Annotated in this window: 21 protein-coding genes and 1 pseudogene; 15 read left to right on the top strand and 7 right to left on the bottom strand. The window is 65.9% G+C overall.

The window, feature by feature from the left end:
- Nucleotides 1–286: 286 nt before the first annotated feature.
- The 4 genes from IE271_RS35615 to IE271_RS35600 are packed head-to-tail and all read right to left on the bottom strand — an operon-like array spanning nucleotide 287 to nucleotide 4,684.
- Nucleotides 287–544, bottom strand: a complete 258-nt coding sequence (locus IE271_RS35615) for a hypothetical protein (RefSeq protein WP_190194614.1) — start codon at nucleotides 542–544, stop codon at nucleotides 287–289.
- Nucleotides 541–1,626, bottom strand: coding sequence for a polyprenyl synthetase family protein (locus IE271_RS35610; protein ID WP_190194613.1), 1,086 nt, complete (start codon nucleotides 1,624–1,626; stop codon nucleotides 541–543). Before IE271_RS35610 ends, IE271_RS35615 begins: the two co-directional genes overlap by 4 nt.
- Nucleotides 1,623–2,864 carry a flavodoxin-dependent (E)-4-hydroxy-3-methylbut-2-enyl-diphosphate synthase gene (gene ispG / locus IE271_RS35605; RefSeq protein ID WP_190194612.1) on the bottom strand — a complete coding sequence of 414 codons (1,242 nt, stop codon included), beginning with the start codon at nucleotides 2,862–2,864 and terminating at the stop codon, nucleotides 1,623–1,625. The genes IE271_RS35610 and ispG overlap by 4 nt, the downstream gene beginning before the upstream one ends.
- Nucleotides 2,861–4,684, bottom strand: a complete 1,824-nt coding sequence (locus IE271_RS35600; protein WP_229919795.1) for a 1-deoxy-D-xylulose-5-phosphate synthase — start codon at nucleotides 4,682–4,684, stop codon at nucleotides 2,861–2,863. The genes ispG and IE271_RS35600 overlap by 4 nt, the downstream gene beginning before the upstream one ends.
- 1,016 nt (nucleotides 4,685–5,700) lie before the next feature.
- Here IE271_RS35600 and IE271_RS35595 point away from each other — a divergent pair.
- From IE271_RS35595 to IE271_RS35585, 3 genes are all read left to right on the top strand, one after another.
- Complete coding sequence (locus tag IE271_RS35595; RefSeq protein ID WP_229919794.1) at nucleotides 5,701–6,087, top strand: hypothetical protein; 387 nt, start codon at nucleotides 5,701–5,703, stop codon at nucleotides 6,085–6,087.
- A gap of 2 nt (nucleotides 6,088–6,089) precedes the next feature.
- A complete protein-coding gene (locus tag IE271_RS35590; protein WP_190194610.1) occupies nucleotides 6,090–6,440 on the top strand; it encodes a polyhydroxyalkanoate synthesis regulator DNA-binding domain-containing protein in 351 nt (116 codons plus the stop codon).
- A gap of 120 nt (nucleotides 6,441–6,560) precedes the next feature.
- Entirely contained in the window at nucleotides 6,561–8,096 is a 1,536-nt protein-coding gene (locus tag IE271_RS35585; protein WP_190194609.1) for an ABC1 kinase family protein, read from the top strand.
- A gap of 3 nt (nucleotides 8,097–8,099) precedes the next feature.
- Here IE271_RS35585 and IE271_RS42690 read toward each other — a convergent pair.
- Nucleotides 8,100–8,332 (bottom strand): annotated as a pseudogene (locus tag IE271_RS42690) (hypothetical protein); the annotation flags it as partial.
- Between the two features lie 334 nt (nucleotides 8,333–8,666).
- Between IE271_RS42690 and IE271_RS42685 the strand changes: the two are divergent.
- The 9 genes from IE271_RS42685 (at nucleotide 8,667) to IE271_RS35550 (ending at nucleotide 16,773) form a co-directional block, all read left to right on the top strand.
- Nucleotides 8,667–8,828, top strand: a complete 162-nt coding sequence (locus tag IE271_RS42685; protein ID WP_229919793.1) for a hypothetical protein — start codon at nucleotides 8,667–8,669, stop codon at nucleotides 8,826–8,828.
- Nucleotides 8,816–9,010: a hypothetical protein gene (locus IE271_RS42680; RefSeq protein ID WP_229919792.1), complete on the top strand. Its 195-nt coding sequence runs from the start codon at nucleotides 8,816–8,818 to the stop codon at nucleotides 9,008–9,010. The genes IE271_RS42685 and IE271_RS42680 overlap by 13 nt, the downstream gene beginning before the upstream one ends.
- A 9-nt stretch (nucleotides 9,011–9,019) precedes the next feature.
- Nucleotides 9,020–9,520, top strand: a complete 501-nt coding sequence (locus IE271_RS42675; protein ID WP_229919791.1) for a transposase — start codon at nucleotides 9,020–9,022, stop codon at nucleotides 9,518–9,520.
- A gap of 745 nt (nucleotides 9,521–10,265) precedes the next feature.
- A complete protein-coding gene (locus tag IE271_RS35575; protein WP_190194608.1) occupies nucleotides 10,266–10,781 on the top strand; it encodes a hypothetical protein in 516 nt (171 codons plus the stop codon).
- A gap of 781 nt (nucleotides 10,782–11,562) precedes the next feature.
- On the top strand, nucleotides 11,563–13,944 hold the full coding sequence (locus IE271_RS35570; RefSeq protein WP_229919790.1) for a glycoside hydrolase domain-containing protein: 2,382 nt from the start codon (nucleotides 11,563–11,565) through the stop codon (nucleotides 13,942–13,944).
- A 7-nt stretch (nucleotides 13,945–13,951) separates the two neighbouring features.
- Complete coding sequence (locus tag IE271_RS35565; protein WP_190194607.1) at nucleotides 13,952–14,377, top strand: hypothetical protein; 426 nt, start codon at nucleotides 13,952–13,954, stop codon at nucleotides 14,375–14,377.
- Nucleotides 14,374–15,063, top strand: coding sequence for a hypothetical protein (locus IE271_RS35560; RefSeq protein WP_190194606.1), 690 nt, complete (start codon nucleotides 14,374–14,376; stop codon nucleotides 15,061–15,063). Before IE271_RS35565 ends, IE271_RS35560 begins: the two co-directional genes overlap by 4 nt.
- A gap of 325 nt (nucleotides 15,064–15,388) precedes the next feature.
- Entirely contained in the window at nucleotides 15,389–15,976 is a 588-nt protein-coding gene (locus IE271_RS35555) for a transposase family protein (protein WP_190194605.1), read from the top strand.
- Nucleotides 15,977–16,317: 341 nt separating this feature from the next.
- Nucleotides 16,318–16,773, top strand: coding sequence for a DUF2690 domain-containing protein (locus tag IE271_RS35550; RefSeq protein WP_190194604.1), 456 nt, complete (start codon nucleotides 16,318–16,320; stop codon nucleotides 16,771–16,773).
- Nucleotides 16,774–17,419: 646 nt separating this feature from the next.
- Here the strand turns inward: IE271_RS35550 and IE271_RS35545 are convergent.
- Nucleotides 17,420–18,367, bottom strand: coding sequence for a LysR family transcriptional regulator (locus tag IE271_RS35545; protein WP_190194618.1), 948 nt, complete (start codon nucleotides 18,365–18,367; stop codon nucleotides 17,420–17,422).
- Nucleotides 18,368–18,536: 169 nt separating this feature from the next.
- On the opposite strand from IE271_RS35545, the gene IE271_RS35540 reads away from it, so the two are divergent.
- The 3 genes from IE271_RS35540 to IE271_RS35530 all read left to right on the top strand — a co-directional run bounded on the left by IE271_RS35540 (nucleotide 18,537) and on the right by IE271_RS35530 (nucleotide 20,945).
- Nucleotides 18,537–19,037: a hypothetical protein gene (locus IE271_RS35540; protein ID WP_229919789.1), complete on the top strand. Its 501-nt coding sequence runs from the start codon at nucleotides 18,537–18,539 to the stop codon at nucleotides 19,035–19,037.
- Nucleotides 19,038–19,197: 160 nt separating this feature from the next.
- Nucleotides 19,198–20,421 (top strand): serine hydrolase, encoded by a 1,224-nt coding sequence (locus tag IE271_RS35535; RefSeq protein WP_190194602.1) that lies wholly within the window; start codon nucleotides 19,198–19,200, stop codon nucleotides 20,419–20,421.
- A 29-nt stretch (nucleotides 20,422–20,450) separates the two neighbouring features.
- Complete coding sequence (locus IE271_RS35530) at nucleotides 20,451–20,945, top strand: hypothetical protein (protein WP_190194601.1); 495 nt, start codon at nucleotides 20,451–20,453, stop codon at nucleotides 20,943–20,945.
- A 422-nt stretch (nucleotides 20,946–21,367) separates the two neighbouring features.
- On the opposite strand, the gene IE271_RS35525 is transcribed toward IE271_RS35530, so the two are convergent.
- On the bottom strand, nucleotides 21,368–21,688 hold the full coding sequence (locus tag IE271_RS35525; RefSeq protein WP_190194600.1) for a helix-turn-helix transcriptional regulator: 321 nt from the start codon (nucleotides 21,686–21,688) through the stop codon (nucleotides 21,368–21,370).
- Nucleotides 21,689–21,822 lie beyond the last annotated feature (134 nt).

Below are 21,822 nucleotides of genomic sequence, written 5' to 3'. Positions count from 1 at the left end.
AGGGAGTGCACGCGGGTCGTGGCGGAGCTTTTCGGGCGGGGAGAACTGGCTGTGTCCCTCGGCGGTACGCAGCGTCGTCGTGTGGTCGTGGCCGAACCGGGCCGGCCTCCCGCAGGGCAACGGCGGCCGGACTTCCGGCACGGCTGCGTCGGGGCGGCGCCGACAGTGGTGTGTGCTTCCTTCAGCCAGGTCTGGTCGATGTCGTTGCCGGAGTCCATCAGGTGGGCGTTGCGGACACCGGGACACCGGCCTGGAGGACGACATGGATCATCCGCCGCGGCGAAGATCACGACGCCGCCTGGAGGACTTCTCGGGTCCCGCCGACGAGGACGGCGCCTGCCTCCTGCAGGATGCGGACGCCGTGCTGGTGATGCGCGATCTGTTTCCGCTGGTGGCCAGGGGTGCCGTACTGTTCGAGGGCCGTCTCGACGGCGCCCGCCGCGCGTGGTGCTCCTACGCAGGATCCGCGCGGAGCGCCAAGCAGCACGTTGCTGCCGCTCGGTGTGCCGTCGGGTGGGTGAGGGGCAGGAATGGGCAGGGTCACGACGTCCTCCTGACAACTTGCCGCGCGAGAGCGCTCAGGGCTTGAGCTGCAGCCGGGGTGAAGGGAGCGGTGTCGAGGGCCACGAGGGCCTGCCGGTACCGGTCGGTGATCATCTGCTCGACGGTGGCACGGGCACCGGTGGCGGTGAAGATGTCGCGGACCTCTTCGGCACCCTCCAGGTCCAGGCGGGGGTCGCCGACCAGGGCGCGCAGCCGGGCGGCCTGTGCGGGGTCGGCGTCGGCCAGGGCGAGGGCGAGCAGAGTGGTGGACTTGCCTTCGCGCAGGTCGTCCAGGCAGGACTTGCCCGTCTGGGCGGGGTCGCCGAAGACGCCCAGCAGGTCGTCGCGGAGTTGGAAGGCCTCGCCCAAGGGGATGCCGATGGCACTGCATGCCTCCAGGACGGGCGTGTCGGCGCCGGCCAGGGCGGCTCCCAGCTGCAGGGGACGTTCCACCGTGTACTTGGCGGTCTTGTAGCGGATGACGGTCAGTGTGTCCTCGACGCTGGTGTGCTTGTCTCCGGTGGCCCGTAGGTCCAGATACTGGCCGATCATGACTTCGGTGCGCATGCGATCCAGGTGGTCCAGAACAGCGGTGCGGCGGGTTCCGTGCACGGCGGCGGCGTGCAGCAGTTCGTCGGACCACGTCAGGGCCAGATCTCCCAGCAGGATCGCGCCCGCGGTGCCGAACCGCTGCGCCGTGCGGTCGTCGCAGTCGGTACGCATGCGGCGGAACTCCTGGTCCAGGACGCGGTGCACGGAGGGACGTCCGCGGCGGGTGTCGGAGGCGTCCATGACGTCGTCGTGGATGAGGACGAAGGCCTGGAAGAGTTCCAGGGAGGCGGCCAGTTGGATGACTTCCGTCGTGTTCGCCTGGCCGCCGGCGGCGTGGAAGCCGGTGACGCACAGCAGGGGGCGGATGCGTTTGCCGCCGACCAGGAAGTCCTGCAGCAGAGCGGCCATGTACCTTTGGTGGGCCCCGGCGTGGGGGCGGGCCTTGGCGGTCAGGAAGCGGTTGAGGACCGCGTCGACCGATGCCTGTATGGCCGTGGGGTCGAGAGGGTCGGCAAGTACGGTGGAGGTCATGAGGGGGTGCTCCTCTCGGGGTTCTGCTGGGTGTGGACCGGGTCGGGAGCGGGTTCACCCGTCCGTTCCTGGGCAGCGGGGACTCGGCCTGTCCTGGCGGTGCCGGTGGTGTCGGTGTCGGCGGTTTCGGTCAGGCGCAGGGCCTCGTCGATGAGCGCGTCGACGATCTGTGCCTCGGGAACGGTCCTGACGACTTTGCCGCGGACGAAGATCTGTCCCTTGCCGTTGCCGGAGGACACCCCGAGGTCGGCCTCGCGGGCTTCGCCGGGACCGTTGACGACGCAGCCCATGACAGCGACCCGCAAAGGGTGGGGAAATCCGTCGAACGCGGCGCTGACCTTGGCGGTCAGCGCGTAGACGTCGACCTGGGCTCGGCCGCAGGAGGGGCAGGAGACGATCTCCAGTTGCCGTTCGCGCAGGCCCAGGCTCTGCAGGATCTGGATGCCGGTGGTGACTTCCTCGACGGGCGGGGCGGTGAGAGAGACGCGCAGGGTGTCTCCGATGCCTTCGGCGAGCAGGATGGCGAACGCGGTGGCGGACTTGATGGTGCCCTGCGGGGGTGGTCCGGCCTCGGTGACACCCAGGTGCAGGGGATAGTCGCAGGCGGCGGCCAGCGCGCGGTAGGCGGCGACGGTGGTGAGCGGGTCGTGGTGTTTGACCGAGATCTTCAGATCGGTGAAGCCGTGTTCCTCGAACAGGGAGGCTTCCCACAGCGCCGATTCCGCCAGGGCCTGGGCGGTGGCACCGCCGTGCCTGGCCAGCAGCCGCGGGTCCAGGGAGCCGGCGTTGACGCCGATGCGGATGGGCACGCCGGCGGCCGACGCGGCGGTGGCGATCTGGCGCACCTTGTCGTCGAAGGCCTTGATGTTGCCGGGGTTGACGCGTACGGCTGCGCATCCGGCGTCGATGGCGGCGAAGACGTAGCGTGGCTGGAAGTGGATGTCGGCGACGACCGGAATCTTCGACTTGTGCGCGATCGCCGGAAGGGCGTCGGCGTCGTCCTGGGAGGGCACCGCGACGCGGACGATCTGGCAGCCGGCTGCGGTGAGCTCGGCGATCTGTCGCAGCGTCGCCTCGACATCGGCGGTGGGGGTGGTCGTCATGGACTGTACGGACACGGGTGCGTCACCGCCCACCGCGACATCGCCGACGTGGATCTGCCGGGACAGGCGCCGTGCGGAGTGCGCGGATGGCGGCAGGGGCCGGGTGGTGGGCAGGGGCAGGTCGGTCAGGCTCATGACAGGCTCTCGTCTCGGAGTGACAGGAAGGTGCGCTGACGGGCGCGGACGACGGCCCTGGTGATGCCGGCTGCGTCCAGACCCGCCCACGTCAGCAGGTCGGCGCGGGAGCCATGCGGCAGGAAGCGGCGCGGCAGGCCCAGTGTGTGCACTGCTGCGGGCACTTTCCGATCTGCGCACAGCTGGGCGAGGGCGGCGCCCAGCCCGGAGGTGCGGCTGTTGTCCTCCACTGTCACCACCGTCTGGTGACGTCCCGCCAGTTCCACCAGGGCAGGTGGCACGGGCAGGGCCCAGCGCGGATCGGCCACCGTGACGCCGACACCACGCCGCTCCAGCATGGCGGCCGCGCGTACGCACTCACCGGCCAGCGGCCCGAACGAGACCAGCAGGACGTCCGGGCCACCGGACGACGTCAGGACGTCGATACCGTCCTCGGTGGCGACGGCCGGCAGCGGCGGGTCGGCGCTGGCCTTGGGGAAGCGCAGTGCCGTGGGCCCCCGGTCCCAGGCGACGGCCTCGCGCAGCAAGGACCGCAGTGTGACCGTGTCCCGGGGGACGGCCAGCCGCAGGCCCGGTACGACCGACAGCAGCGAGGCGTCCCACATGCCGTGGTGACTGGGCCCGTCAGGCCCCGTCACACCGGCCCGGTCCAGTACGAACGTCACCGGCAGCCGGTGCAGCGCCACATCCATCAGCACCTGGTCGATCGCGCGGCCGAGGAAGGTGGCGTAGACGGCGACGACCGGATGCATGCCTGCCAGGGCCAGTCCGGCGGCGCTGGCGACGGCATGCTGTTCGGCGATGCCCACGTCGAACATCCGCTGCGGGTGAGCCTCGGCGAACGCGGCCAGGCCCGTGGGGCCGGCCATGGCGGCCGTGACAGCCACCACATCCTGCCGCTCACGGCCGATCTCCACCAGTGCCTCGGAGAAGACGGACGTCCACGACCTGGGAACCGGTGCGGTCGGCCGGCAGGTGACGGGGTCGACGATGCCCACTGCGTGCAGGCGGTCGGCCGCGTCCTGCTCGGCCGGTTCGCATCCCTTGCCCTTGACCGTCACCGTGTGGACCACCACTGCGGTGCCGAGATCCCGCGCACGGCGCAGCGCGTTCTCCAGCGCGACGACGTCGTGCCCGTCGACCGGGCCGAGGTAAGCCAGTCCCAGTTCGGTGAACACATTGTGTGCCGGGTCGGATCGTCCTGTACGCAACGCGGTCAGGTGAGCCGCCAGGCCTCCGACGGTGGGAGCGTAGGAGCGGCCGTTGTCGTTCAGGACCACTACCACGGGCAGCTGTGGAGTGTGACCGAGGTTGTTGAGTGCTTCCAGCGCCAGGCCGCCGGTCAGTGCTCCGTCACCGACCACGGCCACCACTCGGCCGGCGGTGCGGTTCCGCAGTCGTTGCGCCTTGGCCAGGCCGTCGGCGTAGGACAGGGCGGTGGATGCGTGGGAGTTCTCGATGACGTCGTGTCCGGACTCGCCGCGGCTGGGATAGCCCGACAGACCGCCGGCCTCGCGCAGGCGGTCGAAGCCCCCGGCCCGCCCGGTAAGAACCTTGTGGACGTAACTTTGATGGCCGGTGTCGAACAACACCGTGTCCTCCGGCCGGTCGAAGACCCTGTGCACCGCCATCGTCAGCTCCACGACGCCCAGGTTCGGTCCCAGATGCCCGCCGTGAGCGGTGACTTTGGCCACCAGGAACGCACGGATCTGTGCGGCCAGTTCCGGTAGCCGTTCGATCGGCAGATGTCTGAGATCTGCCAGAGACGAAACGGCCTGTAAAAGCGGCCAGTCGGTGCACGGCTGCGCAGCAGAACTCACGAAAAGGCCCTCCCTTTCGTTGCAGAACGCCGACCCCAAAGGGTCGAACAAGCGATACGTTCGAACGAGAAATCGAAGGATCGCACAAGGAACCGAATTCATGGCCAACGATCGATCCGGCGACTGCGGCAGAAGTACCCGGGTGAGCCCGTAAGGGGATCGGCCGGCCCCGTGAGAGTCGACGGCAACTCCTTCTGATCTTCCCCCAGCAATGTTTCCCCGCTGGAACAGATCAAAGGGGCGCACATATGCACATGCGGCGCATTCGACTGGCGCGGGACTGTGGAACGAGCCCGCGCACGCCCCGATCACAACGGTTCACATTCCGACGCAAGCGCAAATAACCGTTGAAATACCTGTCCGGCCAGGCAGACGGTCCAGATGAGCGCCGCAGGCACTCTTCACCTGAATATCACTGATCTCTACAGTCACTCAGACCTCACTTATAATATTTTCCGGTGTGCGCGGGCGCAAAGGAGGTCACGTAAAAAACGAACGTGCGCAACCTCGCACCGAAAGACCCCTACGCGCCGGTTGCAATAGCCAATGTCCGGTGAATGTATTGGGAGTCGCATGTCCTTCCGGCGGACCGTCAAGGCCCTTTGGGCATCGCCGTCAGGCCGGCTGAACCGCCGAAAGGGGGTCACGAGAAGCACAGAAGGTGTTCCGTCCACTCCAGAAATCGGCCATCGCTTTCCACGACTCGAAACGCGAAGCGACTACACAGCCGGCAGCCGGCGCGCGCAGAGCCGGAAGCCCTCCGCTCCCCTCGCATCCGCCGAACGGCGACCCCACCACCCGACGGGCGGCCCCGGCCGGCACGGACCGACACAGGCGTATGACTGCCGCCTCGTTCCCTCATCCGCAAATGCCACGAGACCCCGCGGCAACGGTCCGCCCCTCCCGTGCACACCGAAGAAACAACCGACAGATACGACACCCCTTCCCGCCCACTCGACAGGAGAGTGATCACCATGGCACGGTCCGGCACCGGCATCACCAGATACATCGGTGACATGGTCGACGACACCAAAAATCTCGTCGACGACATCCTGGACCGCGGACGCGACGTGGAGCGCAACACCCGCGACACACTCGGCAGGAACCTTCGCTACACCGAGGACAAGGACGCCCACCGCTCCCGAACCACCCACTCCGACGACGACATCGCCGCCCTTCACACCAAACTCGACCTTCTGATCGCCGCACTCCGGCACCATCAGGCAGAGGACACAAGCGCCGAAGGTCTCGAAGCGGGACGACAGCAGCCGATCAGCGAGGAGACGAGGCAACTGCGCAGCGAGGTGGCCGAACTGCACGCGAAGCTGGACCGGATCGCCGCTGCCCTCCGGCACCAGGAGGACAGCACCTCACAAAAGGAACATCACACCTCCAGGGACTGACCATGGACCATGCGAACAGCGCCGTCCCTCACGGTGACGGAACGCTCAGCCGCCTTCCCGAACCATCCGAGCGAGTTCTCACCCGTGGCAGGCAAGGCGATCTGTACGACACCCATGAGCAGGACCGGGTCACTCTCGACCAACTGGTACGGGACCTACGCGCAGAACGCCAGTTCCGTGCTTACGACCACGACACCGGGCAGGACTGCACCTATCAGGTTCTGGGCGACGCCCTCGCCCACGCCCTGGGCGGCTCCGTGGGCCGGATCGCCCTCGAAGCGCTCGTCCAGTCCATCAAGGCCGCTGTCCCCCGGCAGGAAGGGACACGCCGGCTCTGGCAACCCGATACCTGATCGAGTGCCAGGTCGGCATCCACCGCCTCCGCCGCACAGAGCAGACAACCCGCGGACCCGGCGCGCAGCTGGCGCCGGGCCCGCGGCACACCACGTCCCCGACACCTCCCGGAGTCGCCCATGGGCACCGGTCGCGCCCGCATGCTCACCACCACCCTCGGAGCCCTGCTCGGCAGGGAAAGCGTGCACTTCCTGCAGCGACACCTACCCGGCGAAACCCCACCGCGCGACCAGAGCGATCGAGCCCGGGCGATACGCGAGGCACTGGAAGAACTGGGCCCCCTTTACATCAAGGTCGGCCAGATGCTGTCCACCCGGCCCGACCTGGTCTCCCAGCCGATCATCGAGGAACTGGGAAGGTTGCACGACCGCGTGACAGCAACACCTTTTGCCGAGTTCGAACCTGTGCTCGCTGCCGAACTCGGACCGCTGTGGAGAACACGCTTCTTGGACATAGACACCAGTCACCCCCTGGGAGCCGCATCACTGGCACAGGTCTACCGGGCCACTCTCACCGACGGCACCCCAGTGGCACTCAAGGTGCAACGACCCGGCATTCAAGCGAAGATGGCAGCCGACATGGCCCTGCTGCGCAGAATGACGCGTGTGATCGGTCGACAGGCACCCCGGTTCAGTGCCGTCGTCGACACCACCGCTATGCTCGACGTCGTCTTCGACGCGATGCGATCCGAAATCGACTTCACGCTCGAAGCGCGCAACATGCGCGCGGCCACCAAGACCACGGCGGAGTTCAAGTACCTCACCGTCCCCACCCCGCTGATCGCCACCCCCCGTGTGCTGGCGCAGACCCTGGCTCCCGGCCGCTCCATCCGCGACGCCGACCCCGCGGACTTCACCCTCGAAGAACGCACCGGCATCGGACGCGATCTGCTGGCCTACATGTACCGCTCCTACTTCCTGCACCGCACCTTCCACGCCGACCCCCACCCGGGCAACATACTCGTACACCCCGGCGAGCCGGCCCACCTCATCGACTGGGGCATGGTCGGCCACATCGACCGTTCCATGAGTCACCGTATGATCCTGGTGCTGCTCAGTCTCGCCCGCAACGACGCACATGCCACCGCCAAAGCCTGGATGGAACTCGGACACGCCACCCCGTGGGCGAACGTCAGCAACTTCACCATCGACCTGGCCTCGCTCGTGCCGAAGATCGCCAACGCCTCGCTGGAGGAACTGAACCTCGGCGTCACCCTCACCTCGCTGCTGGCCTACTCCACCCGCCGCGGCATCAAGACCAACCCCATGATCTCCATCCTCGGCAAGTCCTTCGCCAACATCGAAGGATCCATCCGCAACCTGTGCCCGGAACTGTCCCTCATCAACGTCTTCGAAACGGAACTGCGCCACATCCTCTTCCGGACCGCCGGCGAGAGCCTTTCCGAGGGACAGGCGGCGCACACTGTGATGCAGGCCATCGTCGCCTCGGACGACGCGCCCCAACAGATACGCAACCTCCTCCGCGACATCACCAATCGCGAACTCTCCATTCAGCTCAAGGTCAGTGACCTGCCCCTACGCATCAATCGCGGCAACCTGCCACTCCTGTACAAAATCGCCCGTGCCGCCCTGGGAGCCGCCGCCCTCCGCGCCCTGTGGCGGCTCGGCCGAACTCCCATCGAAGCACGAAAGTGACACTCAACGGGAAGCAGACCTCAGCCCTCCGGCCGTACCGCGTCCGACCCGCGCTGACGTCAGGCGGCGCGGGCGGATGAGTGCGCATACGAGGGCGAGGAAGGCTCCGTGATGTCGTCACGTATCTCCCAGCGGATCCGCAGCCGCCGAAACCAACGCAGGTAGGCGAAGGCGCGCTCGACGACTCAGCGCTGGGTGCCCAAGCCGGAGCCGTGCTCGGTGCCGCGGCAAGCGATCAGCGTCTCCCGCCGAGGCCCCGGATCAGGCGGCGGTACGTGTCATGGCTCCGCAGGCCGCTGGCCGGCCTCGACGAGGCCACGTTCGCCACGGTGGCCCGGGCCCGGGCAAGGGCCCGCCGTGTCGCGTGAACCTGGCCAGCCCTGTGGCCGGGTGGGTTTCCCTGGCTGACCGTCGCCGGGAAACACCTGCGGCGGTGGGTGGTCGTCGACATCGACGCCACGATCACCACGGCGGCCTCCCAGAAGGAGGGCGCCACGGCCCCCTGCAAGAAGAGCTACGGCTTCCACCCGCTGGCGGCGTGGTGCGCGAACACGTAAGGAGTGCCTGGCCATGCTGCCGCGCACGGGCAGTGCCGGTTCGAACACCGCCGCGGACCACCTCGCCGTCCTCGACCAGGCCCTCGACCAGATCCCCGGCTCCTCCGCGGCGAAGACCCTCATCCGGGTGGACGGGGCAGGCGCCGCCCATGACCTGCACGTATGGCGGAGTTGAACACCGCCCGGCGCCGGGTCCGTTCCACCACCGGCTGGAAGATCACCGCGGCCGACGAGACCGCCATCGCCCAACTCCCCGAACACGCCTGGGAATCCAGCCTGAAGCAGGACGGCACCCTCCACGAGGACGATCACAGCGCGGTCGCGGAGCTCACCGGTCCGAGCCGACGGGAAGGGTGACTGGAGGGCATGCGGCTGATCGTCCGCCGCGTCCGCCCATCCGGCCGGCACACCGACAACCTCACCGACCTCGAGAAGAGGACCGGCTGGAAGTACGCGATCGTCGCCACCGACATCACCAAACCGTGGGGCGTGGCCGGCAGTCACCAGGTCCAGTGGATCGACGCCCTGCACCGTCACCACGCCGTCGTCGAGGACCGCGTCCGCACCAACAAGGCCATGGCCCTGCACAACCCACCCGCCACGTCCTGGACGAGCAACCGTAGCCGGATGCTCGCCGCGAACGTCGCCGCCGACCTCGACGCCTGGCTCCGCCTCCTCGCCCTCCACGACCAGGACAGCCTGGCCGACGCCGAGCCCCCCACCATGCGGATGCGGATCTACCACCAGACAGGCCGCCTCGCACACCATGCTCGCGCCCGGCGCCTCCGCCTCGACGCGTCCTGGCCCTGGGGGGCCGCCTTCGCCCTCGCCTGGTACCGGCTCACCGGATTACCTCAGACCACTTGACCAGCGCGAACGTATCCCGACGAGCATCAGAAGGAGCAGAACCCAGCAGTTTCCGGGCCCGTGGAACCCGGCGCAGCCGCAGCGACACGCGACGGCCCCACCGGCCCACCAGCGGAACAAACAGGGCGAATTCACCGCATGATCGAACAGCGATCACCGCTGACGAATCGAAGACAACCTGCGCACCTTAGCCGTCAGCGTCTATCGCCAGGACGGCCACACCAGCATCGCCGACGCCAGTCGGGCCGCTCGCGGCTACCGCCACTTTCCGACCTCCCCCGCTCTCACCGGATGAACCCGATCGCGCAAGGGACCCTGATTCTCGTTGCCCGTCTCCCGCACAGTCAGAGCCCGCCCCGCATGATCAGATTCAGCCATCCTTGCTCGATCCGGAATGCATGATTCATGATTCCACTTCCTTCTGTGCGCATAAGTAACGCTCAGGAGCAGCAACGGCACAGACCGCATGCACACCGTTCCGCTTGCGGTCGAGTTTTGAGCCAGTCCCCTGGAGCATCCTCCGACGACTCAGGGGGAGTGGACCAGACCACATCTAGAGTGATCACCGCTTCAGGCGTTCTCACCATCTAGGCAGTACACCCATCCCCCATACCGGATGGCCTTGCTGCACGGCCTACCAAGGTCGCGCTGCGCCCGGCCTGTTCAGTCGGGTTGCCATGCGGTTCCGCTGCTCGCACGTTCGAACTGTCCGTGAAGGTTCCCAGCAGGAAAGATGGTGCTTGTCATGTCCAAGCTCAAAGCTGCCCTTCGTGCAACTGCCGCTGCTCTCGTTCTGGCTGGAGTCAACGCGATGGCGCCTCAGGCGGTGGCCGTCGACGGCCCTGTCGTGCAAGTCGCGAGCGACGCCGACGCTGTCACCAAGGCCATCGCCCGCACCGCCCCTGAGGCCACCGCCGCCGCAGCAAACGTCTGCGGAGCCGACTACACGCTCAGTAAGGGAATCCCGCTACCCCTGGGTACGGACCCGAGCCTGCGACTGGGCACTTTGTTCGCATACGAGAACGGCGGCAATGGATGCGTCATTCTCGACAACAATTACGGTTCCGCGCAGTACATGTACCTGAAGGTCTGCAAGGTTGGCGGAACCAGCTGCGACACCGACACAGGAAACTTCAGCTCCTACGCCGGCCCCGTCTACGTCAATAGCTTCGCTTGCGCCCCCGTGACCGCAAAGATGGGCAAAAGCTCTTCAAGCTTGTACATTGATTACAAGTCGGATCGCGTTTTCCCCTGCGGATAACCTGACGCCCGGCAGTCCAGCGACGGTACTGCAACTGGATCGGGTGAAACCTCCCTGACGACAGGGCACCCAACAAAAATTTCACGCCGAGCGCCCCATGAAAAGGGGTTCAGTTTCGGTTCGATTCGTCCTCTGCGGATCCCAGGTTACGTGGAATGGCCGCCTGACACCTCTTCAGGCGGCCATCTTCCTGACGGGCGGTGCACTGCAGCCGCCATGTATGACGAATGCGGATGACGCACCGACTGCCTTGCTCGCCCGGAACGTATCATGACGGGTTCTACGCAGCTTGCGCGCTTCTGTGCATGCCCGTCCGCAGCCCTTCCGAGAGCCCACAAAATGAATGGTAGGCCCGAGGAGGACGTCGCGTCGCAGCGCGACATAAAAGCCGCAAAGCCAACAATACCCTCGACTCTTCAGTATCTGCAGGAGCGGATAGCGCAGCGTCCCCGCTCCGCGCGTTAGCTGTCCTCGACTTGTTCGCCGCAGAGTTCACCTCACGTCACCACTATGGAAATGGCGGTGCATCGGGTAGCTTTCAACACCTGCCGCCACACGCAGGTGCCCGCTCACGGCGCCAACGGCCAGACCAGCACTTTCGGTCGTGTCCACATTGGCCTTCCATCCCAGAACCCGAGAAATTGCGTCGCCAAGTCGGAAAAGTACTGAAGGGCCGGCGGATCAACGGCTGCATGCGCGTGATGTGAGCCCCGGTCCCCTTCGGAACGCTCACCCGAGAAGATCACTTAACATTTTTACGAACGAAAGGTCGGTCGCCATAATGGCTGACGAAATGGTACTTCAGGCCCAGAAGTGGGTCAACTCCACTTATAAGAATGTTTCCGGCTACAACCTTGTCACGGAGGACGGCAAGACCGGCTGGAACACCATGTACTCCCTGACCCGCGCCCTGCAGCACGAACTCGGCATTACAGCACTGTCGAACGCGTTCGGCCCGACGACATTGTCGACGCTGCAGGCCAAGGGAGCCATCAAGGTTGGCGAGCCCAACGAGAACATCGTCAAAATTATTCAGTGCGGCATGTACTGCAAGGGCTATAGCGCGGGCGCTATCGACGGGGAGATGTCCCAGGCGACCCAGACCGGCCTCAATACGATGATGCAGCACATGGGCCTTTCCGCGGCCTACCTCAACGGTACTGTGCGCCCGAAGGTATTCAAGGCCTTGCTGACCATGGACAGCTACGTGTTCCTGTCTGGCGGACTGGAACAGATTCGCTTCATGCAGCAGTGGCTCAACGGTCGCTATTTTGAGAAGTCAACCTTTTATATCGGCCCATGCGACGGTTACTTCTCTCGGGACGCCCAGCAGGCGTTGATGAAGGGCATCCAGTACGAGTCAGGCATCCCTGAGGACCAGGCCACTGGCGTCTTCGGCCCTGGCACCGTAGCCGGCCTGAAAGCCCACACACTCTCAGAAGGTGACTCCGGCACGTGGGTACAGCTCTTTACAGGCGCGTGCGTGGCGAATGGCCCCTCCAATACGAGTGGCGATATTGCCACCTTCGGCAATCAGTTCGACGCAGACCTCACGGACTGGGTTAAGAAATTCCAGAGCTTCTCCGCGATCAGCCAGACCGGCAAGGCCGACTTCGACACCTGGGCCCAGTTGCTCGTCTCCTACGGGAACCCTGATCGCAACGTCAACGTCAACGCCTGCGACACCAGGTTCACCATCACCGCCCAACGGGCACAGGCTCTTCACCAAGCAGGATACCGCGCCGTAGGCCGCTACTTGGACGAGCCGGCCGGAAGTAAATTGAACAAGGAAATTCAGCCAGGTGAACTGGACGCCATCTTCTCTGCCGGATTGAACGTCATACCTATCTGGCAGTACGACGCAAGTAGCCTCGCTGATTTCAAGTACAGCAATGGATACCTTCACGGCAGTCTGGCGCACGGTCGAGCCGAGGGGTACGGATTCAACAGAAGTACGGTCATCTACTTCGCGGTCGACTACGACGCCACCTCGGCGGACATGGATCGGATCATCGACTACTTCTCCGGGGTGAACGACGCACTCAAGAGCAACGGCAGCAAATACATAGCCGGCGTCTATGGTTCCCGGAATGTATGCGCCAGCGTTTCCGGGGGCGCATACGTTCCGCACGCGTATGTCTCCGGTATGTCTTACGGCTTCTCAGGCAACCTCGGCTTCCCGCTGCCTCAGAACTGGGCTTTCAACCAAATCAAAGAGTTCGACTTCGTTAACGGTTCGGACTCCTTCGGGCTGGACCGCGTATCGCATCGCCCTGGCGCCGACTCCGGGCAGTCGTCGGTCAACGATCCAGGCGGTTCAGAGGTCGAAGAGTTCATCGCCTACGTTCAAAACGTGTACGACGCCGCAGTCTCCTATGGCAAGGGCGACCCGAATGAACTCTCGTTGCAGTTTATGCGTTGGGACAAGTACACCGATGCCCGCTGGAGGGCGCTGTTCGGTGAGGTCGACGACGCGTTCATCGATTACGCATCCGGCCGAGGAATCGGCCGATCGAGAAATTTGGCATATGCCGACCCGTCGATGGGTGTCATCATCAACCCGGACCACCTTGTGGCAAGCGCCAGTGGTTATTTCCTCAAGGGAAACGCCGGGGCGGGAAAGGCAAATCGCGCCGAATTGGCCAGCTGGGGCGGTGACTTGCTCACGTTCTACGGCGAGTGGAGTCGCTCGGACAACGCGTCGCCACTGGACTTCTGCCGCAAGACACTGTGCAGGCCTGATGTCGCATCAACGTTCTCGCTGGGCGACCTCATCGAGGACATCGATGGATTCCTGGTCGCCGAACGCCTGAAGAACAGCAGCACGAATATTGTGAACGAACTGAAGAGGATCCTGCTCGGAACAGGCCACCTGACACGCTTCAGCGACTTCAAGCTCTACAAGTTCAGCGGCACCACGAGCAACGTTGAAGCAACGGCAAAGGCGTTCCTGGAGGGGCAGATAGACGACACGCTGCTGTCCTCCACCCGCGCGCTTCTCATTCACAGGAACTGCCCAGTGGGCAAGGAGCCATGGAATGAGTCAGACTCCGTGATGAGCGAGTTCTATGCAGGCTTCGCCGAGACGCTACAGAAGCTCATCGATCAGCAGGTAGCGCGCCGAGCGAAGTTCCTTGCCGCGCAGAAGGAAGAGAAGAGGTAAGTCACACATGCTTTTGGTGGGCGCGCTGCTGATTGCAAGTGCAGTCACCGCGGTAGTGGGCATCGTAGTAGTCCTCATACTGCTGAGCCACCCGCCTCTGCCTCTTTCCAGGCTTTACGCGCTTGTCGCTCTGGTCCTGGTTTCCTTGGCGGCGGCGGTGTACTGCTACGGCTGGTTCTCCGTCACCATGGAGGGACCTTTCCCCGAACTATGCAAGAGCCACAACGACGTTGGCGCCGAGTTGACGGCCATTAAGCAACAGTACTGGCCCCTTCGAAGTGCCTGCCTGTACTCCGACGGATCGACCGTGGAATACGTCTCAATGGCGATCACCGTGCTCGTGTGCCTGTCGGCGAGTTTCGGCTTCGTCTCGGCCGGCATCTCCGTATACCTGCGCAAGCGACTCAGACAACCTTCTGGAGCGACCTCATGAATACTGACTTCTCGCGCCGTACACTTCTCAAAAGATTTACCGGTGTGGCCGCCGGAGCAGCACTTTTTGCTACCGGTGAAGGGCTCCTTGGTCCCCTTACCGCCCAGGCCGCTGACACCACGTGGAACAAGACCAAGTCGGCGAACGGCTGGGATGTCCTCATCGGGCGCTCATCAGACACTGCCACCTACGACGTACCGGGAACAAATCTTCAGGTCATCCTGCGAGAAGGGGATGTGGGAATCGTCTTGGCCTATGTGGCACAACGCTTCCACTATGACGTCACCCAACTAGAAGCAGCCCGCGGACAGATCATCGGGTACAGCGATGAGCGACAGGTGCAGGCAGACTTCGAATCCAACCATCTGTCCGGTACCGCATTGGCGCTATACCCGGATAGTTACCCGCTCGGGGCGAAAGGCAACTTTTTCCCCTACCAGGTCACGGCAATCCGGGATATCCTGGCCGAGCTTCAAGGTGTCGTTAAATGGGGCGGCGACATGGAGCCTTCCAAGGAGTCAACCTTCTTCATCGACGTCCCACCAGGCTCGCCGAAACTCGCACTGATCGCAGACACCCTCAGGCAATGGAGACTCACTCCCGGTAAGGGAGCGGGGACGCAAAACATTGCAGACCCCAAGCGCATCACAGCCGCGAAGAAACTCGCCAGCAAGCAGGCAGCCTGATACTGCCGGTGGCCGCAGGCCACAACATGCGAAGGCATCGCCGCGCCTCCGAAAGGGCCACCGACGGCACGAGGAGACAAGCGGCGCTGTACGAGCGGATTCACTCGTCCTGACAGCCAGTGCAGACGACAACACCGGCCAAAGCACTGACTCCGCAACCCGCCCCTGCACCCCGAGGCTGATGCGAAGCCTCAACACCATGGACAGGTGCTGGTCGGTAGCGTGACCATGCCGCACGCAACGAGACTCCGGTTGTTCCGGGTGGCCTTCCCAAGTCGCCTAAACCGCCGGAGCCTCGATGTGCCGCCAGTCTGCCACGATCTGCTTGATCAAACCGCCCACCCACGCCCAGCGACCTGTGCCGCGAGTCGTCGACCGGCCGGCCTCGCTCATTGATCCGCGTGACCGGCGCTGGCAGCGCCACTCGTTGGTGTCGATGCTGCTCACGGCGTGCTGTGCGGTCCCGGCCGACGCCCCCTCCTACGCTGCCGTGGACCAGTGGGCGGCCCAGGTCCCGCAGAACGCCCTGGCCCGACCCGGCGTGCGCACCACCGGTCCGTTCGCGCTGCACCAAGCCCCGGCTACCTCCACCATCCAGCGAGTGATGCATCTGACCTGCTCCGGCGGGCCGGCCGACCTGCTCGGCCGCAGCCCGGCCGACGCCCGGCAGGTGGCGGTGGACGGCAGGACCGCCCGCGGCTCGCCAACCTCCTCTCGACCGTCCCTCCGGCGGACACACGGCCGCCCACCTGCGGATGCGGACAAGACCACCGAAGTCACCGGCTTCACCGCACTGCTCGCCCCGTTCGACCTGGCCGCAGTGACGGTGACCGCCGACGCCCTGCACACCTGCCACGGCCACGTGACGTGGCAGGTGCGGGTCAAGAAGGGGTGCATTACGTTTTCGTCGTGAAGGGCAACCAGCCGCACCTGCACATGTCGTTACGCTCACTGCCGTTTCATCGGCCCTCGGTACGGGATCGCCCCAAGCCGCCGGCCCACGCGGTGAGACGCCGCTTCGAGTACCGCCGGCAAGAAACGCAACAGGGGGAGCCGCACCCGGAGCAAGGGCAGGAATCGGGGAAACACCCCAAGAGTGATTTAATTTTCCGTACCCGAGTGACCTCTACTCCTATATCGGCCGAAAAATCCGCCCTCGGCATCGATGATGATTGTCAGCCCGGCGTCTCGCACCTATGATCATTTAGCGCTGCACATAAGCGCCCGCATCTCCTGATTCGAATCGGAGTCCTCGTGAACAAGATATTGACCCGTGTCGCAACCATTTCTGCCTCCGTCGTCGCGATGGGCATGGTTCCACTGGCCGGCACCTCCTTCGCCGCGAGCTGCAGCGGGGCGGGCTGCGACAACCAGGGCCCGAGGGCCACGGGCTGTGAGACGGCAAGCGTCTCCACCGAGCGGACCATCGACAACAACAGCCGCAAGGCCGAGCTGCGCTGGTCGGCAGGGTGCAGCGCGGCCTGGGTGCGCGTGACCAACAACTCCTCGAACTCGCTCTACAACTCCTACGGCTACATCGAGAAGTACGACTCGGCCGGGAAACTGATCCGCTCGCTCAGCATCCGGATCCCGGACACCAAGGGCGGCTCGGACTGGTCGAACATGCTGGGCGGCGCCAGCTACTACTACCGTGTCTGCGTCTCCTTTGTCGGTAACGAGTACCCGTTGAAGTGCAGCTCGAAGTTCTGAAATATCGAAACCGGGGGACAATGATTCGGACGTCTTTCTCTGCTGGCTGGTTGTCCCCCGATCAATTTTTCAGGTGAACTTTTCACACCGCTCCACCGGGCGCAGCCGTATAGCCGTATGCCGCTTCCCCGGAAGAATCGGGCGTTTTTCCCTGTGCCCCAATTCGCTCCCTCGTTACCGACCACGAAGGCAGAACGACTTGTCGGTGCATCTCCAGGAGGGGCTGCTACATCGTGGCAGCGGTGGAGCGGGGCACCTCGTCGGAGCACGCTCTTTTCGTGCGGCAGTAGGAATAAACCGGCCCCGCCGGGCGCGCTGTCCGTAGATACTGGGCCCGTCAAACCTGACTCGTCCGGCCGCTACAGGAGCACCAGCCAATAAGCGAGATTCCGGACCCGGACCGGCAGGTGACCGTCGACCACGTGCGGGCACAGCGTACGAAGCATGGCCAGGTCGGAGTCCGCGTCGGTGAAGGTCAGCTGCTCGACGAAGCAGTGTTCCCTGTGCTCGAGCCCCGCACTCCGGCTTCGCCGCGTCCTCGTCTCCGTAAAGACACCGCGCGTGCTCTGTCAGGGTGCTGTGCATGCTCCGGAGCCTACGACGCGCTTCTCCACCGGACAGAGCCGGATGAAGAGTCCGTTCGGCCTCACGCCGATGCCACGCACCGGGCCGCACTGGCAACGGCCTTGATCAGCGGCTCAGTACGGTTGCTCCTCAGCCAGGCGAGGCCGGCCGTGGAGGGAGGCAGGTCCGTGACCTCGACGTAGCTCACGCCAGGACGCGGGAAGAGGTCGCGGGCGGCGGCCGGCAGGAAGCACATGCCCTCGCCCTGGGCGACGAGATGGAGCAGCCCCTCCACGTCCGAGGCGACCGGTCCGTAGCGGACCGGGGTGTCGCCGGGCCTGGGGTCCACGGCCCAGAAATCCCACCACACCCGCGGCACCTGGGGCGGTACGTCGATCACCGGACGGTCCGCCAACTGCGCGAGGGTGATCCGTTCCCGGTCCGCGAGCGGGTCGCTCGCCGGCAGACAGGCCAACCGGTCCTCCGTGGCCAGCTGCTGCACCTCGATGCCGTCGGGTACCGGTGGCCGCAGGAAGACAACATCGATGTCATGGCGGAACAAGGCGTCGAAGTGGTCGGCGAAGTGGAGGCTGCGCACGTCGATCTGGACCCGCGGATGCCGCTCGTGCAGCAGGCTCAGGACGGCCCGGGTGTAGGGCATGGCTGCCTCGGCCCCGATCGTGCCCACCACGAGTCGGCCCGAGAGCCGACGCGCCTGCGTCGAGGCGCTGTGGCTCAGCCGGTCCATGGCCGCCACCACGCCCCGCGCGTCCGCCAACAGCACCCTCCCCTGCGGCGTGAGAGTGACGGTCCGGCTGGAACGGTCGAACAACTGCACACCGAGGCGCCGTTCGAGATCCTTGATCTGCTGGCTCAGGGCCGACTGCGTGATGAAGAGGCGGGCGGCGGCGCGGGAGAAGTGGAGTTCCTCCGCCAGGGCGACGAACAGCCGCAGCTGGTGGGCGCTCGGTGTCCGTGGATCGGGACCCGTCGGTGCTCCCGCCCCGGAGACCGTTCCGCCAGCAACCATCATGAATTCCTTATCGATCAATGTTCATCTCGCATGGACATAAACAATGACATCCACCGAGTGAGAGTGGAAGGCTCGATCTCAAGCGACGCCCCGTGCAACCCACTGGTTCCACGGGCCTTCCGACCACCGCTGTGACCACCACTTTCTCGACGACGGGGGCCGACACATGTCCGTGAGAAGAGCGGTGGCCATACTCGCCGCCCTCCTGGCCGTACTGTTCAGCGCGGGCGCCGTTCAGGCGTCGACGCCGCAGGCCGACCGCACGATCCGTGCGACGCCGAGCGCATCCCGCGGGGCCGATGCCGCGCCTCCCGCGCCCCAGGCATCGTGCACCGCCCGCAACGTCAGCCACTACGACGCGTGGACCGGGCGCACCTGGTCGCGGGACTGGGTGTGCGGCAACCGGGCCGGAGCCCCGCTGTACGCCTGCGCCAGCTTCTTCGCCGCCTGCCCGGTGATCGGCTGGATCGACACCTCGTCGAGCTGGTTCGTGTGCTGGGGCCGGGGCGCCTCGCACAACGGCGGCAACAATGTCTGGTACTACACCATGGGGGACCGCGTCGCTCCCGGTCAGGACGTGCACCACGCATGGGGATTCATCCCCGCCGTGGACGTGTGGACGTCGACCGACCCCTGGCCCGGCATGACGGAATGCAACATCCCGTAGGCCGCCCGGCAGTAGCCACCAGGGCGCTCCGCCCGGGCCGCACGCGTCCGGCGCGGAGGCTCCTCACCGGGGTGTCGCCGTGCCGGACAGCGCGATGCCCGCCCCGGACGCTCCCACCCCCCATCGCGTTTCCTACTCACCGCCGAGGACCCGTCACGCCATGCTCCGTACCTCACGCCACTCCCCCACGCCGTCACGCCGCGCCCCTCTACGCACGCTCGCCGCAGCCGCGGCTCTCCTCTCCCTCGCGTTCACCTGCGCGGCACTCCCGCACTCCGGTGCGGCAGCGGCGGCGCCGAGAGCAGCGGACGACATGCAGTCGGCCGCACCGCGAAGCCCTCAGGTGCCCGCCGGCGTCACAGCCGGCGTAGCCGTGTTCGACCGGCAGACCGGCGCCTTCACCGAGCAGTTCAACGCGACGGCCACGTTCCGCTCCGCCTCCGTCGTCAAGCTCCTGCTAGCTCTCGACTTCCTGTGGAACCTCAGCCCCGGCAGCATCGCGGACGCCGACCGTGCCCGGCTGGACGCCATGCTCAGCAGCAGTCAGGACGACGCCGCCAACCACTACTGGTCGACCTACGGCGGGCCCGCGATCGTCGACCGCATGATCACGCGTCTCGGGCTCGCCGACACGGCGCCGCCTCCGGCCGGGTACGAGGGCTACTGGGGCTACACGGCCATCTCCGCCCGCGACACGGTGAAGATCTACCGCCACATCCTGGAAACGGCCCCCGCCGATGTGCGCGACTTCATCATGCAGCGTCTGCGCCAGTCAACCCGGTGCGCCTCCGACTCCTTCGACCAGCACTTCGGCATCGCCGCCGCCTTCAACCGGCCGTGGGCTGTCAAGCAGGGCTGGTCAGGCAATTACGCGAAGGGCACCTGCGGCCCGGGCAGCAGCACCTCGGCCCGTACGCAGGTGGACTCCGTCCCTGCCAGGGAGGCCGCGGGCGTCGACCTGAGCCGGCCGGCGCTGCACACGACCGGCACCGTCGGGGCCGGCGACCGCTCGATCGTCGCCGTCCTCACTCTGCACCCGGACGGCACCTCCTACGGCAAGGCCTACACCGACCTCGGCCGACTGACCCGTTCCTTGAACGTTCCCGGCGGCACGGCGCCGACAGGGAAGTGGTACGGAACGTGGGGGTCGGATGTCGCGGTCCGCAAGGACCCGGCGCTCGGGGACAACCTGCTGACCCGGCTCCCGGCCGGCGTGGAGGTGCTGGTGGGCTGCCAGAAGAAGGGCCAGGTCGTCTCCGTCCCGCCGTACACCAACGACTGGTGGGCGTATCTGCCGCAGTACGGGGGCTACGTCACCAACATCTACATCAGCCATCCGGACAACCAGCTGCCCGACGTTCCGCTGTGCACAGAACAGCGCTGATTCCGGATGTCCCCGGAAAAGGAGTGACGATGTCGCGTACCAGGCGTTCCACCCTCGGAGTGGTCACTGCCTTCCTGTGGGTGCTGGCGTCCGTCTTCGCGTCGGCTCCGGCCCACGCAGCCTCGGACACGCCCCGCGAGGGCGGCAGCCACATCATGATCATGCCTCCGGCGCCCCGGACCGCTGCCGCCTCCTCGCGCGCCGTGGCGGCCGTCTCCCCCACAGTGTCCCCGGCGGCCGACTACGTCCACACGACGTCGGGCAGCCCCGTCGAGTGCACCTCGGGGAACCTGTGCGCCGGCGTATGGGACCCCGCCGTGGGCAAGTACAAGGTCTTTTTCCTCTACCGGTGCGCCCAGTACTCCCTGTCGTACTGGAACGGCGTGGGCCAGGCCGTGAACAACCAGGTCGGGGCCGCCGCCTTCTTCTACGGCCAGGACGGAAAGGTGCTGGACGTCGCCCTGCCGGAGAACAGGCCCTTCACGTACGACTGGACGCCGGTGTGGTCCATCCGCAACTGCTGAGGGACGCACGCCGGCTACGACCGCCGGCCTCGGCACCGGTTGTGTCGGATGCAGCGCAACTGGGCTGAAGCACCGCGGGGGTACCGACCGCCGGCACGGTCCGGTCCTGTCGCCATCGGCACGGACCCGGCCGTCCCCGCTCAGCTCGACGAGCGGCCCCTGACCCCGTGACGGGGCAGGGGCCTCTCTGGCCCTTCAGTCGGAGATCGATCGCGCCGCTGCAGTTCGGGGTGGTGGCCGGGCGGTGGCGTGGTCGTGGTGTCTGCGGTGGCAGGCGCGGGCTACGGCCTTGGTGGCAGCGGCGCCAGTATGACCAGGCCGGACCGTGGCGGATCCGTTCGGCTCGGAGCGGCTGGGGTTGCGCCAGCACCACCAGGCGCCGGATCTCAGACACTCCCGCCGCAAGGCTCCGGGGGGGCATGTCAGGCGGATGACCGGCGGGTCGTCTCGTGGGTCAGGTTTCGCCAGGCTCCGGGCGAGACGCCCTCCTTCTTCGAGAAGGCGCGGCTCAGGGCGGTTCCGGTGTCGTAGCCGACTCTGACAGCGATCTCCTGAACGCTCAGCGGTGTATCGCGAAGCAGTACCTTCGCCCGGTACATGCGCCATGCCGTGAGGTATCCGAGCGGGGTCTCCCCCGTCCTCTCTTTGAACAGGGCGGCGAACGCCGAGCGTGACATTCCTGCCTTACGGGGGAGTTCGTCGACCGTCCACGGACGGCTCAGGTCCGCGTGCAGTTCATGCATTGCACTCGCTAGCCGTGGGTCCCTTAGACCGTGTCCTATGTGGTGACGGCTCGTTGAGCTGTGTACGGGGCGGAGTACGTGGAGTTGGATTGTTCCGGACGGGCTGCGGGAGATCGCGGAGCCGCTGATCCCGC

Origin of the sequence: Streptomyces minutiscleroticus (assembly GCF_014650875.1) — a bacterium.
Lineage (GTDB): Bacteria > Actinomycetota > Actinomycetes > Streptomycetales > Streptomycetaceae > Streptomyces > Streptomyces minutiscleroticus.
Note: the sequence above shows the minus strand (reverse complement) of the source record. Positions and strands in the feature narration are given on the sequence as shown.